Origin of the sequence: Actinoplanes utahensis, from assembly GCF_016862455.1 — a bacterium.
In the GTDB taxonomy this organism is placed as follows: Bacteria; Actinomycetota; Actinomycetes; order Mycobacteriales; family Micromonosporaceae; genus Actinoplanes; species Actinoplanes utahensis.
Window position 1 is genome coordinate 16956 of record NZ_BOMZ01000019.1, and the last position, 13394, is coordinate 30349.

At 71.5% G+C, this 13394-nt stretch carries 12 protein-coding genes; 3 read left to right on the plus strand and 9 right to left on the minus strand.

Annotation, left to right across the window (positions count from 1 at the left end):
* Window positions 1–55 precede the first annotated feature (55 nt).
* The 4 genes from Aut01nite_RS06255 to Aut01nite_RS06270 form a co-directional block, all read right to left on the minus strand.
* On the minus strand, window positions 56–2626 hold the full coding sequence (locus Aut01nite_RS06255; RefSeq protein WP_043530400.1) for a lipopolysaccharide biosynthesis protein: 2571 nt from the start codon (window positions 2624–2626) through the stop codon (window positions 56–58).
* Between the two features lie 151 nt (window positions 2627–2777).
* Complete coding sequence (locus tag Aut01nite_RS06260; RefSeq protein ID WP_204037456.1) at window positions 2778–3878, minus strand: magnesium and cobalt transport protein CorA; 1101 nt, start codon at window positions 3876–3878, stop codon at window positions 2778–2780.
* Between the two features lie 92 nt (window positions 3879–3970).
* Entirely contained in the window at window positions 3971–4708 is a 738-nt protein-coding gene (locus Aut01nite_RS06265; protein ID WP_043529848.1) for an ABC transporter permease, read from the minus strand.
* The gene (locus Aut01nite_RS06270; RefSeq protein WP_043529846.1) at window positions 4705–5625 is read right to left on the minus strand and encodes an ABC transporter ATP-binding protein; all 921 of its coding nucleotides are present in this window, start codon (window positions 5623–5625) and stop codon (window positions 4705–4707) included. The genes Aut01nite_RS06265 and Aut01nite_RS06270 overlap by 4 nt, the downstream gene beginning before the upstream one ends.
* Window positions 5626–5686: 61 nt before the next feature.
* Here Aut01nite_RS06270 and Aut01nite_RS06275 point away from each other — a divergent pair, with 61 nt between their 5' ends.
* A complete protein-coding gene (locus Aut01nite_RS06275; RefSeq protein WP_043529844.1) occupies window positions 5687–6637 on the plus strand; it encodes a helix-turn-helix transcriptional regulator in 951 nt (316 codons plus the stop codon).
* Window positions 6638–6743: 106 nt separating this feature from the next.
* On the opposite strand, the gene Aut01nite_RS06280 is transcribed toward Aut01nite_RS06275, so the two are convergent.
* From Aut01nite_RS06280 to Aut01nite_RS06295, 4 genes are all read right to left on the minus strand, one after another.
* Window positions 6744–7745, minus strand: a complete 1002-nt coding sequence (locus Aut01nite_RS06280; protein ID WP_043529842.1) for a hypothetical protein — start codon at window positions 7743–7745, stop codon at window positions 6744–6746.
* A complete protein-coding gene (locus Aut01nite_RS06285; protein WP_043529840.1) occupies window positions 7742–8305 on the minus strand; it encodes an RNA polymerase sigma factor in 564 nt (187 codons plus the stop codon). Before Aut01nite_RS06285 ends, Aut01nite_RS06280 begins: the two co-directional genes overlap by 4 nt.
* Before the next feature lie 66 nt (window positions 8306–8371).
* Window positions 8372–8878, minus strand: a complete 507-nt coding sequence (locus Aut01nite_RS06290; RefSeq protein ID WP_043529838.1) for a GNAT family N-acetyltransferase — start codon at window positions 8876–8878, stop codon at window positions 8372–8374.
* Window positions 8875–9417 (minus strand): GNAT family N-acetyltransferase, encoded by a 543-nt coding sequence (locus Aut01nite_RS06295; RefSeq protein WP_043529836.1) that lies wholly within the window; start codon window positions 9415–9417, stop codon window positions 8875–8877. Before Aut01nite_RS06295 ends, Aut01nite_RS06290 begins: the two co-directional genes overlap by 4 nt.
* Window positions 9418–9442: 25 nt before the next feature.
* Here Aut01nite_RS06295 and Aut01nite_RS06300 point away from each other — a divergent pair, with 25 nt between their 5' ends.
* The gene (locus Aut01nite_RS06300; protein ID WP_043529834.1) at window positions 9443–10846 is read left to right on the plus strand and encodes a beta-N-acetylhexosaminidase; all 1404 of its coding nucleotides are present in this window, start codon (window positions 9443–9445) and stop codon (window positions 10844–10846) included.
* On the opposite strand, the gene Aut01nite_RS06305 is transcribed toward Aut01nite_RS06300, so the two are convergent.
* Window positions 10809–12074: a cytochrome P450 gene (locus tag Aut01nite_RS06305; RefSeq protein ID WP_043529832.1), complete on the minus strand. Its 1266-nt coding sequence runs from the start codon at window positions 12072–12074 to the stop codon at window positions 10809–10811. The genes Aut01nite_RS06300 and Aut01nite_RS06305 overlap by 38 nt on opposite strands.
* A gap of 98 nt (window positions 12075–12172) precedes the next feature.
* Here Aut01nite_RS06305 and Aut01nite_RS06310 point away from each other — a divergent pair.
* Window positions 12173–13394: M48 family metallopeptidase (locus Aut01nite_RS06310; RefSeq protein ID WP_204037458.1), on the plus strand; the 1222-nt coding region annotated here is incomplete at its 3' end.

The window sequence follows — 13394 nt, forward strand, 5'->3', positions numbered from 1 at the left end:
AAAGGATCATGGGGTGCCCGGCCGATCCGGGGGGTTGACCGGCCGGGCACCCTGCTCAGCGACGCGCCATGATCAGGCCGGCCGGGTCGCTGCAGACCAGGTCCAGGGCCCGCTGCACGACCGCCGGGTCGTACGTGGTGGCGTGGAACGTCGCCTCCAGATGCAGGACGCCGTTCATCTCGCTGGTGGTGAGGGTGATGCCCTCGGGACCGTTCAGCGTCGGCACGCTCTGGTTGACCCGGCCGGCCGGCGCCACGGCCCACGGCAGGTCGCCGAGCATGTCGTGCCGGCCCTGATTGCTGAAGGTGAGCCGGGGCTGCGCCTCGATCGCGATCTCGGACGGGAACGGGTCCGGCATGCCGGGGGCCCCGGTCAGCAGGATCTTGCCCTCACGCAGCAGCATCATGGTCAGGATCCGGCCGGTGGCCAGCTCCGCCTTCAGCGTCCGGTGGATGTCCAGCGGGTCGGTGAGGCTCGGCGGGGTCAGGAACGGGCCCATGCAGAAGTTGCTGTCGATGCTGACGCCGGAGTCCAGGTAACGGCGCGCGTCCGCGAGGAAGGTGCCGCCCCGCAGGTCGGGCTCGAGGCCCAGCTCGATCAGCGCCGAGGTGAACGCCGCGAAGGTGATCGCCGACGTGGTGACGCCGGGCGCGTGCTGGTCGCGCCAGGTCCGCATCTGGCCGAGCACCGCACCGGACCGGGCCGTCGTCACGGTCAGGCCGGGCTGCCAGGGGCGGACCGGGCCCTGCGCGGTATGCGGCGGGCGGGCGAAGCTCAGGCCCTCCTTCCAGCGGCCGGGCTTCAGGCCGAACTGCTTCCACCACGCCTTCGGCAGCGCCGTCCGGTGCCGCAGCGACGGGGCGATCCGGGCCGCGCGACCCTCGTACGCCGCCTGGATCAGCTCGTGGACCAGCGTGTTCACCGGGCCGGCGTCGCCGTAGGCGTGCGACACCTTGAGCGCGAAGTACCCGCCGCCGACCAGGATCCGCACCGGGTGGTGGGCCCGCGGTTCGGCCTGCAGGTGCCGGGTCATCGCGTCGAAGTCGACCGGGCCGTGGCCGAGGTCGGTGACGGCGTCCCGCACGTACGCGGCGAACGACGCGGCGTCCATGTGCTGCCACCTGGCGCCGGAGCGGTCCAGGCGGGACACCGCCCGGTGGGTGGGGTCGGCGGCGTGCAGGCCGATCAGCGCGTTGCGCACCCGGTCGGCGTCGACCCCGGTAAGCGGGCCGACGGTGCGGATGTACTCCAACGGCAGCCAGGCGCGCTCGCGCAGGGTCAGGCTGGTGGTGGACATGACGTTGACTCCCTCTGCTACCGCGGACATGTCGGCGACCGGCGCGAAGACGACCTTCAGCACGATCGGGGCGACCAGCACCATCTCGATCCCCATGACCACGGCCACCGCGGTGACCAGATCGTCGAGATCGCCGTTGGTCCCGGCCCACCAGGCGGCCAGCAACTCGGCGACGCCCGCGAAGACCGAGAAGATCCCCGCGCCGCGCAGTTTGCCCTGCACCCGGGAGATGGCCAGGAAGAAGTGGTGGAAGACGAAGGGGACGTAGGTCAGCGAGAGGATCGCGAGCGCCTGACCGGCGGTCGTCGCGTACGCCGCGCCGAACAGGCCCATGATCCAGTCGGAGAGGAACAGCACCACCAGCGAGGCCGGGAAGCCGCCCGCGAGGCAGATCAGCAGGCCGACCCGGACCTTGCTCCGCAGGGCGCTCTTGTCGCCGGCGGTCACCGCGAACAGCGTGAGCGCCACGTTGCCGGGCACCATGGCCATGAACGACAGCACCATGAACGCGGTGTAGAACGCCGCGTTGGCCTCGGCCGACAGAGTCGCCGTGACGATCAGCGGCAGCGCTGCCCGCGGCAGGTAGGTGGCCAGGTTGAGCAGGTTGTGGTCGAAGGTGGCCCGGCCCCGGCCGCGCATCAGCCCCGGGTGCGGGCGCAGTGAGTCGATCATGCCGCGCCGGCGCAGCGCCCGGAACAGGATCGCGGTCGACGCGACGATGCCGGCCACCCAGGTCAGCAGCAGCACCGGCCCGGTCAGCGCGATGCCCGGCAGCACCGCGACCAGGCCCAGCAGCACCAGCTTGAGCAGCGAGAACCAGGCGTTGCGCATGAGCTGGAGCGGGCCCTGGAGCAGGCCCACCATCGCTTCGTCGAGGACCAGGGTCATCGCGTTGAGGGCGATGCCGGCGACCAGCAGGACGGTGCCGAAGCCGCCGCCCAGCGCGTCCCGCAGGCTCGGCGCCCACAACTCGGCGAGCAGCACGTAGGCCAGGCCGCCGACGGTGGCGGCGGTTCCCGCGGTGAGGATGCAGGTGGAGATCAGATCCCACTTGCCGCGGGCGATGGCCGGCAGTTCCGAGATCAGCATGGTGCCCATGCCGAACATGCCGATGGTGCCGATCAGGGTCATCGCCGACACCGCGGCGGACGCCTGTCCCACCGCCGCCTGCGGGGCGAGGTGGGCGGCGACCCACCAGTAGGCGAATCCGAAGACGGATGTGACGAGCGTGGTCGCCATCAGCGAGCCCGCGTTCAGGAAGAGGTCGACGTGGCCCCTGAGCGCCGCGAGGATGCCGCTCTTGGCCGGTACGGCGTCGGTTGCCGTCACTCTGATAACCCCCTGAAGATCGACGCAGTCGGAAACTAATGACTCGCCGGATTCGCCGGGAGGGCAGGACGTCCGAGCTTTGACTACCGTCCGGAGTGGAAGTCGCGCAAAAGGGGGATACGTCGGTCGACGCGATTACTCTCTGTGAGTTTTATAGCCACCCGGCCTTCTTGAGCTTGTGGTGAACGCCCCCGCCGATCAGCAGCATCGCCAGGACCGAGCCGTAGAAGCCGTACGGCGAGTCGAGCCCCGGCAGGTACTCGAAGTTCATCCCGAAGATCCCGGCGATCACCGTCGGCACCGCGGCGATCGCGGCCCACGCGGCGATCTTGCGCATGTCGTGGTTCTGGTCGACCGCCACCTGTGCCAGGCGCGCCTGCAGGATCGAGTTCACCAGGTCGTCGAAGCCGGCCACCCGGTCCACGGCCCGGGCCAGCCGGCCGCGCACATCCTCCAGGTACGGCCGCAGCCCGTCCGGCAGCGTGCCCGGCTCCAGCAGCCGGGCCAGCGGCTCGGCCAGCGGCAGCACCGCCCGCTTGAACTCCACCATCTCCCGTTTCAGCTGGTAGATGTGGGCGAACTCGGAGGTGCGAACGGAGGCGAAGGTCTCCTCCTCGATGCGTTCCAGGTCGCGTTCGACGTGCTCGGCCACGTCCAGGTAGCTGTCGACCATCCGGTTGCCGACCGCGTACGCCACCGCCCACGGCCCCTGCCGGAGCACGTCCGGCCGGTCCTGGAGCTCCTTGCGCACCGCCCACAGCGGGCCCACCGGCCCGTGCCGCACCGTGATCGCGAACCACGGCCCGATCAGCAGTGTGACGTCGCCGGTCTCGACCACCTCGCTGGTCGCGGTGAGCCGGTCGTTCGCCACGTGCCGGGCGGTGCGCAGCACCAGCCGGGTCACGTCGTCGAGCACCTGCACGCCGGGCCGGTGCCCGTGCGCGAGCGCCTGTTCGACCAGGAGCTCGTGCAGACCGAACACCTCGGCCACCCGGCGCATGGTGGCCGGGTCGGGTTCGTGCAGACCCAGCCAGACGAACCCGCCGCGGCGCCGCCGGGCCAGCCGGGCCGCCTCCGGGAACGGAACCTGCGCCGAGCCACCGTGCCGCACACCTCCGGCGTAGACCGCGCAGTCGACGATCGCGTCCGGGTTGCCGGCACGCGGCGCCGGCCCGCCGGGAGCGGGCCGGGTGAGCGTGTCCAGCAGGTGCTTGACGGTGTCCGGCAGGTGAAGGAGCTTCCGACCGAGCATGCGCTACAAGGTAGCGGGCGGGATCCGGCTGGTCGTGGGGGCTGTCGCGACGACGCTGAGACAGCACCCACGACCAGCCGGAGAAGACCCCGTCATTCGGAGCGCTGCATGGTGCGGACGCCGGTGATCAGGCCGGCGGCGCCGACGAACGCGGCCGCGATCAGGCCCCACAGGGTGGTACGGGCCAGCACGTCCCCGTCGAACAGCGCCCGTTCCGCGTTCACCACGTACGTCATCGGGTTGGCTCGGGACAGCGCCTGCAGCCAGCCCGGCCCGTTCTCGATCGGCAGGAGCACCCCGGCCAGCAGCAACAGCGGGAACAGCAGGGTCTGCTGCACGGTCCAGAACAGCCAGTCCCGGTTCTTGGACAACAGTGCCAGAGTGTAGGACAGGGCGCCCAGCCCGACGCAGAACGCCGCCAGGATGAGCAGTCCGAGCAGCGCCCCGGCCAGATGCAGCTCGAAGCCGAACGGGATGCAGACCGCCACGATCAGAACGGCCTGGAGCAGCATCGGGACGATCTCCTTGAGTGCCCGCCCGATCAGCAGCGCCGGCCGCCGCAGCGGGGTGACGAGCATCCGCTCGTGCGACCCGGTCTGCATCTCGAAGAGCAGGTTCGAGCCGGTCATCGACGAGCCGAACAGGCAGGACATCACGATGACGCCGGGTACGAACCACTGCAGCGAGGAGTCGTCGGGCAGCAGCGGCGCGAACAGACCGAGGAAGAACAGCGGCTGGATCATCGAGAAGATCACCGAGAACGGGTCCCGGACGACCGGGCGCAGTTCGCGGCTGAAGACGACGCCGACGTCGGTGACGAGTGATGTCATGACGAGACCTCCACCAGGGTTTCTTCGCGCAGGCTGCGACCGGTCAGGGTGAGGAAGACGTCGTCCAGCGTGGGCCGGACGACCTCGATCGAGGCGGGGGCGAGGGCGGCCGACCGGGCGGCGAGCCGGGGCCCGTCGTCGCTGGTGATCCGCACCTGGGCGCCGTGCCGGGCGCCGTCGAGGGCACGGGCCGCGTCGTCCGCCGCGCTCTCCGAGTCGAACCCGAGCACCACCCGGTCGCCGACGTGCGCGGACTTGAGCCGCTGCGGGGAGTCGTCGGCGATGATCCGGCCGTGGTCGATGATCACCACCCGTTCCGCCATCGAGTCGGCCTCTTCCAGGTAGTGGGTGGTCATCACGATGGTGGTGCCGTGCTCGGCACGCAGCCGCACGATGTGCTCCTGGAGGTTGGCCCGGTTCTGCGGATCCAGCCCGGTCGACGGCTCGTCGAGGAAGAGCAGGTCGGGCGCGTGGATCAGGCCCATCGCGATGTCGAGGCGCCGGCGCTGCCCGCCGGAGAGGGTGGAGACGGTCCGGTTCGCCACCTCACCGAGCCCGAGCGACTCGATCAGCTCGTCGGCGCGGGCCCGGGCGGCGCGGGCCCGCATCCCGTACGCCCGGCCCTGGCTGATCAGCTCGTCGCGCCCGCGCTGGCTGTGCCCCGCGCCGTTGCCCTGTCCGATGTAGCCGATCCGCAGGCGCACCTCGCGCTGCTGCCGCACCACGTCGAAGCCGGCCACCTCGGCGCTGCCGCTGGTCGGCGGGATCAGCGTGGTGAGCATCCGCAGCGTGGTCGACTTGCCCGCGCCGTTCGGCCCGAGCAGCGCGACCAGCTCCCCGCGGTCCACTCGCAGGTTGACGCCGTCGACCGCGCGGACCTCCTTGAAGTGCTTAGTCAGCTCTCGCGTCTCAATCATGTGCCGACCGTAGGATCTGAAGAGGCCACTTCCTGACCGCAATGCGACGGAGTCTGATGCCATGGCGAATACGAGTGCACGGATGCTGCGGCTCCTGTCGCTGCTGCAGACCCATCGCTACTGGCCGGGGTCCGAGCTGGCCGACCGCCTCGAGGTCAGCCCGCGCACCCTGCGCCGGGACGTGGACCGGCTGCGCGACCTGGGTTACCCGGTGGAGGCCGCCCGCGGGGTGGCCGGTGGCTACCAGTTGCAGGCCGGGGCGGCGATGCCGCCGCTGCTGCTCGACGACGAGGAGGCGGTGGCCATCGCGGTCGGCCTGCGCAGCGCCGCGGCCGGCGCGGTCGCCGGGTTCGAGGAGACGTCGGTACGCGCGCTCGCCAAGGTGATCCTGCTCCTCCCGCCCCGGCTCCGGCGGCGGATCGACGCGTTGCAGGCGGTCACCGCGCCCGGAGTGTTCGGCGGCGGCCCGAGCCTCGACGCGCTGACCCTGACCACCATCGCGATGGCCTGCCGGGGCGAGGAGCGGCTGCGTTTCGATTACGCCGCCCGCGACGGCGAGGCCACCCGCCGGCACGTGGAGCCGCACCGGCTGGTCTCCCTGGGCCGCCGCTGGTACCTGGTGGCCTGGGACGTGGAACGCGGTGACTGGCGCAGTTTCCGGGTGGACCGGATGACCGCCCCGCAGGGGACCGGCGCCCGTTTCCGCCCGCGCGACCTGCCCGGCGGCGATCCGGTGGAGTGGCTGCGCTCCCGGCTGCGCAGCATCCCCAACCGTTACGACGTCTCGATCGTGATCGGCGCGGACGCGGACACGGTCCGCGCGGTGGTCGGGCACTGGGGCACGGTGGAGGAGCTGACGGACGGCTGCCGCCTGCGGATGAACCTCGACGACCTGGGCTGGCCGGTGATGGTGCTCGGGGTGCTGAACGCGCCGTTCACTGTGGAGTCGCCCGCCGAGCTGCGGGAGCTGGTGCGCCGCACAGGCGAGAACCTGCTGCGTCATGCGAGCTGAACACTGTGGACGGACCGGCGCCCCCGTGGCGCCGGTCCGCATGTCAGAACCTACCCACCGGGTCTGACAATTTTCCGTCAAGTTTCAGCTACTGCTTATATAAATCTCAGTGGATTCGAATCGATCCGGCCAAATCGACCACCTGTTTCGTGGTGAAGTCACGCGGCGCCATCAACTGGTAGGACGCGCCGTCCGGCAACGAGCCCACCACGATCCAGTTCTGCGTGGTCCGGATCAGCTTCGCCGGCCGCTTGTTCACGGTCACCCGGCTCTCCGCCTCCAAGCCCTCCCACCCGGCGTCCTCCGGTGGCGTGCCGTACCAGACCACGTGCAGCTCACGGTCGGTGCCGGGATCCTGGTAGGAGATGATCGAGACGGCCTTGTCGTCGCCCTTGAACCCGCCGAGCACCCAGCCGTCCGGGGCCAGACCGAGGGTGACCTTGAAGTTCAGCCGCCGCGGCTCGTCGACGACCGACCGGGCCAGGCGCAGCACCTCGTCCTCGGTTGCGCGCGTGCCGTTGCCGACGATGGTCACCCACTGTCCGGGTTTGCGTTCCCAGTTCAGTTGCACCGCGGCGATCTCGCCGGTCTGGCCGTCTCGGAACGACTCGATCTTTCCAGGGCGGCCGTCCACGTCGATCTCCCGCTCGCCCCGGGAACTGCCCGACGGCTTCTCCGGCAGCGGGACGAGCACGACGGTGTTGTTCGGGCCGTTCTCGCCGAGTGACGGGCCGAAGATGCCCATCACCGGGCCACCCGGGTCGGCGGTGTAGGACACCTCGTCGAAGCCGGGCAAGCTGAACGGATATTGCGGTGCGGTGGCCGCGACGAGCCGGATCGGGCCCGGAGAGCCCTTCGTGCCCTGCGCCGTGACGGTCGGCGGGCGCTCCCGGTCCGGGTGTTTCTCCGGCAGCACCGCGACCGTCGCCGCGACGGCGGCGACACCGGCCAGGCCGATCACGGCGATGCGAGGCATCAGGCCCCAGCGCCGGCTGCGGGCAGGCGGAGAGATCTCCGAGGCCAATTTCGTACGGGCGGAGCGCCACGCCTCCTCCGAGAGCGGGGAAGCGTCCGGCCCGTGTTCGTTGAGCAGGTCGATGTCGTTCACATGTCCTCCTCGGGGAGACGGTCGGCGAGTCCCAGCGCGGCACGGGTGACCTTGCGGGCGCGGTTGATGCGGGAGCGGACGGTCCCGATCGGGATGTCCAGGGTCGCGGCGATCTCGGCGTACGACAACTGGGCATAAGCCAGCAGCAACAGCGCGTCGCGGTCGCGGGCCTTGAGTTTCGCCAGTGCCGCGGCCAGATCGGCCCGGAGGGCCGTGGCGTCCACCCGGGCGTCCACGGTGTCGTCGGCGTGCGGGCGTGGTTGTTCCCCGGCGGCCCGGGCCAGCGCCCGGTAGTGCCGTTCCTCCTGGCGGACGTGCCGGTGCAGCACGTTGGTGGCGATCCCGAACAGCCAGGCGCGCACATCCAGGCCGAGCGGCTGATAGGCGGCACGGCGCCGGAAGGCGATCAGGAAGGTCTCGGCGAGCAGGTCGTCCGCGGGCGCCCCGATCCGGCGGGCCAGGTAGCGGTGGATGGTCACCGCGTGCCGGTCGAAGAGGGGCGCGAACTGTTCCGGCTCCCGCACCGATCCCTGGATCAGCACGTCATCGGCGATGTGCATCGGTTGCGAGCGTAGGTCGTTCACACCCGTTCATGCCCGCAACCGCGCAACCGGTTCATGAAATCTTCAGATGGGCCGCGAGAAGCGCCACGACCAGGCATTGTCGGCCTCGGTGGAGCCGTAGGTGCGCCGCCGTTCCCTCTTGCGGAACCCGCGTGCCTCGTAGAACGGGATGCCCATCTCGTTTCCGTCCAGCGCGGCCACCCACATCTCGGTGGCGCCCAGGTCGCGGATCTGCTCGGTGATCCGCTCCAGCAGCAGCGTGCCGAGCCCGCGACCCCGCTCGTCCGGGTCGAGGTAGAGCACGAACAGCTCGCCCGCGCCGGGCGCGGTGATCCCACCGGCGGCGGCGCCGACGATTCGCCCGTCCTCCTCGGCCACCTGGTAGCCGAGCCAGCTCGGCGGCGCCGCGGCGATCTCCTTGGCGACCCGCTCCACGGTGTAGAACTCGTCGAGCATCCGCTCGATGAACTCGGCCGACAGCAGGCCGGGATAGGTCCGGCGGTAACCACGCCGGCAGATGCCGGTGATCGCCGCCGCGTCGGAGTCCCGGGCCGCCCGCACCACAGTCATGCGTCGGAGGATAGGTCCCGTTGCCGGATGTGGTCGTCGTGCCACTCGGAGCCGACCAGGAACCGTTTCACGCCGACGATCTCGAAGCCGTGCTTGGCGTAGAACCGGGCGGCCCGCGCGTTCTGCTGGTTGACACCGAGCCAGCAGGTCTTCGCCCCGGTCCGGGCCGCGGCTGCCAGCGTCTCGGCCATCAGCTCGGCGGCGGCCCCACCGCCGTGCCGCTCCGGCGCCAGATAGAACTTGCTCAGCTCGACACTTGTCGCCGCGTCCACCACGGCGGCCACGTCCGGGTCCGCGATCGGGCCGTCGACCAGCATCGAATAACCGGCCGGGACGCCGTCGGCGGAGACGATCAGCAGGGTCCGGGCGGGGTCGGCGAGGTAGCGGCGGAAGCTCTCCGTGGACAGGTGCGCGGCGATGAAGCCGTCGATGTCGGCCTGGGCTGTGCCGGGCGGGCAGGCGAGCGCGAACGTCCGGGCGGCGAGGTCGTGCAGGACCGGCTCGTCACCCGGTGTGGCGACACGTGTGGTGATCGTCATGGCGTAACTGTTTACAATCTTCAGAGTGAGCGAACGGGCGAAGCGACTCGGCGATGTTATCCCCAGGCCGGCCTCGGTGCGGCAGGCCGCAGGGGCGTCGTTCGAGATCCATTCCGGTACGGCGGTGAGCGCGCCACCGGCACTGGAGGCGGTCGCCGCACACCTGGGCCGGCCACTCTCGTCCAGCGGGGAGATCCGGCTCGCGCTGGACACGTCGCTGGCGCCCGAGGCGTACCGGCTGGAGATCGGCGCGGACGGGGTCACCCTGACCGGCGGATCGCCGCAGGGCGTCTTCTGGGGCGTGCAGACCCTGCGGCAACTCGGGCCGGTGCTGCCCGCCGGAGTGATCGAGGACGAGCCGCGGTACGCGTACCGCGGCGCGATGCTCGACCTGGCCCGGCACTTCTTCGCCCCGGACGAGATCAAGGCGCACATCGGCCAGTTGGTCCAGTTCAAGATCAATCACCTGCACCTGCATCTCACCGACGACCAGGGCTGGCGTCTGGAGATTCCCGGCTGGCCCCGGCTCACCGAGATCAGCGGCGGGGCCGGCACCGGCTGCGACGGCGCCGGGCCGGGCTTCCTGACCGTCGCCGAATACGCGGACCTGGTCGCCTACGCCGCCGAGCGGTTCGTCACGATCGTTCCCGAGATCGACATGCCCGGGCACGTGAACGCGGTGCAGGTCGCCTACCCCGAACTCACCGCGGACGGGCAGCCGGTCGCACCGCGCACCGACGCCGAGGTCGGGTACTCCTCGCTGATCGCCGGCAAGGAGGAGACGTACGCCTTCGTCGAGGCCGTCCTCAAGACCGTCGCCGACCTGACCCCCGGCCCGTACCTGCACATCGGCGGCGACGAGTGCCTGTCCACGCCGCCGGAGGACTACCGGGCCTTCCTCGCCCGGGTGCTGCCGATCCCGGCGAGCCTCGGCAAACGGGTGATCGGCTGGCACGAGATCGCCACCGTCGACCTGCCCGACGACGCGATCGTGCAGTACTGGCGGATCGAGGCCGCCGACGACGCGGTGGCCCGTGCCGCCGCGGCCGGCCGCCGGGTGATCGTCTCCCCGGCCGACCGCACCTACCTGGACATGAAATACGACGAGGACACCCCGCTCGGGCTGGTCTGGGCCGGGCACGTCGGGGTGCGGCAGGCCTACGACTGGGATCCGGCGGAACGCCTGCCCGGCGTCGGCGAGGAGGCCATCCTCGGCGTCGAGGCCCCACTCTGGTCGGAGACCCTGCGCAGCCTCGCCGACGTGCAGTACCTCACCTTCCCCCGGCTGCCCGCGGTGGCGGAGGTCGGCTGGTCACCGCGGGACGGCCGGGACTGGGCGTCGTTCCGGGAGCGGCTGGCCGCCTTCGGCCCGGTCTGGGACGCGGCCGGGATCAGCTACCACCGGTCGCCAGAGATCGACTGGCCCTGACCGGGGCGCTCGGCTCCTGCTCCGGGACCACCAGCACGATGCGGTCCCGGGGCCGCGCCGGGATCCGCGACAGGTCGATCCGGGTGCGCTGCGGCGGCAGGTAGTGGTCGAGCCCGGCCAGCCGCCGGACCAGGGTGCCGAGCACCGCGACGGTGATCTGCTCGCCGGGACAGCGGTGCCCGGTCCGCGGATCGCCGCCACCCTGCGGAATCAGATCGAACTCCCCGATCTCCCGATCCAGGAACCGTTCCGGGTCGAACCGGTACGGATCAGTCCACAGTCGCGGATCGTGGTTCTGCCCGTAGACGTCCAGCAGCACCAGCGTCCCCGCCTTGATCGGTTCGCCCTCGAAGAAAGAGTCCCGCACCGCGCGGCCGCCGAGGAACGGGGCGAACGGATAGAAACGACGCACCTCGTGCGTGAAAGCAAGCGCGAACGCGTCGTCGTCGGCGCGCAGCCGGGCCTGATGCCGCGGCCACATGTCCATGGCGTGCGCCGCGAACGCGACGAACCAGGCCACGGCGATCGTCGGGCGGATGATGTTGAGCAGCTCGACGGCCGCGGTACGCGGATCGAGCAGGCCGTTCTCGTCGCGGTGGTGCGCGACGACGGACAGCGGGCTCCGGGTGGGCGCTTCGGCCCGTACCCTCGCAATGATCTTCGTAAGTTTGCGCTCCTGAAGCCGTCGCGCCGCCAGCGCCCGCGCCGACCGCGGCCCCACCGTCGCGAACCCGTCCACCATCGCGACACAGTCCCTGGCCAGGGCATCAACCGCAAGATCTTCCGGGGGTACGCCCACCCAGCGCGCCACCGCGGCCGCGATGATCCGCGCCGACTCGTCGAACAGCCGCACCGGCGGGCCACCCCGCCACCGTCGTGCCGCCAGGTCGAACTCCTGACCGGCCAGCTCCGCCAGCCGGTCCACACCGTCACCGTCCAGCAGCAGCGAGGTGAAGAGGGCCTTCCGATGCCGGTGCGCCGCGCCGTCCAGGGTGTGCACCGCACCCCGCCCGAACAGCGTCTGCACCACCAGCTCCGGCAGCGCGCCGTGCCGTTCCAGATTGCCCGCGCCGTAGAAGAAGCGTGCCGCCGCCGGGCCGCAGATGCCCACCGCCGGCCGTCCCATCACCCGTGTCCGAACCGGGCCGCCGCCCGCCCGGCGCCGCAGATCCGGCAGCCACGCATAACCCTTGAGAGCTACCGAAAGTGTCTGATCGAGGTCAGCCATGCCGGTCGTATAACCCACCGCACGTGCGCGAAACGGTTACGCGCAGTTCTGCCCCTAGTCTTGGTGGCCCATCGGCGGATCGGCATGAGGAGCGCGGCTTGAGCAAGGGTGCACCGGCGGCGGCGAAATCGGTCGCCGCGCTGGCCGGATTCCTGGTCGTCGCGGGCCTGCAACTGGCCGCGGCGCTGGCCGTCCTCTGGACCGTCCTGTCGCTGCTGCCCAGCACCTTCGCGCTCCGGGCCGTCGTGCCGCTGAGCATCGCCACGGTCGGCGCGCTCGGGTACGCGACCTGGCGAGCCCTGCACACCCGGCACCGGCGGCCGGCCGGCGTCGCCGTGCACCGGGCCCGGGCCCCCCACCTGTGGGAGCTGATCGACGGAGCCTCGGCGGCCGCCGGAGTCACCGAGCCCGACGGGGTCACCATCGTCGCCGACGCCACCGCCGCCCTCGGCGAGCGCACCCGCCTCCTCGGCCTCCTCGGCGGCCGGCGTGACCTCTACCTCGGCCTCCCGCTCCTCCAGGCCCTGCCACCGGACCGGCTCACGGCGATCGTCACGCACGAACTGGCACACGGATCGCCGGCGCTCGGGAGGTGGGCGCCGCTCGCCTACCGCGGCCGGATCGCCGTCGGCCGGACCATCCCGCGGATTCCCCGGCGCAACCCGGCCGGGGCGGTGCTGCGGGCGTACGCGGCGTTCTACCGCCGCATCGACGCGCCGGTCAGCCGGGCCCAGGAACTCGCGGCGGACCGCATCGCGGCCTCCCACGCGGGCGCGCCGGCCGCGGCGGCGGCCCTGCGGGATCTGCCGGCGCTGGCCGGGATGCAGCGGCTGTTCCACGCCGAGTACGTGGGGCCCGGCTGGCAGGCGGGCTACGTGCCGGACGACGTGTTCGGCGGGCTGCTGCGAGTCCTGGCGGCCCGGACGACCGAGATGACGCTGCTGCGAGCCCGCGAACCCGAGCCGGCGGGGCCGTGGGACACCCACCCACCGCTGGGGGAGCGGCTCGCCGCGCTCACCGCCTCCGGTCCGGCGGCTTCGCCGCCCCCAGAGCCTTCCGGAAGTCCCGATCCCTCCAGTGGTACGGGCCCGACCGCCCCGCCGACCTTCGCATCCCCGGTGGACTCCGTCCCGGAGGCAGGCTCCGATCCGTCATCGGAGGCAGCCTTCGATCCGTCCTCCCGCGCGGGCGCAACGCCGGGTTCTGCCGACGGTTCCGCTATGGGCGGTTCGTCCGATGCGGCCGTGGGAGAAGGGCCCGGCGTTTCCCTGGGTTCCGGCACGCCAGCCGGGTTCGGCGGGCCCTCCGGTTCTCCTTCGG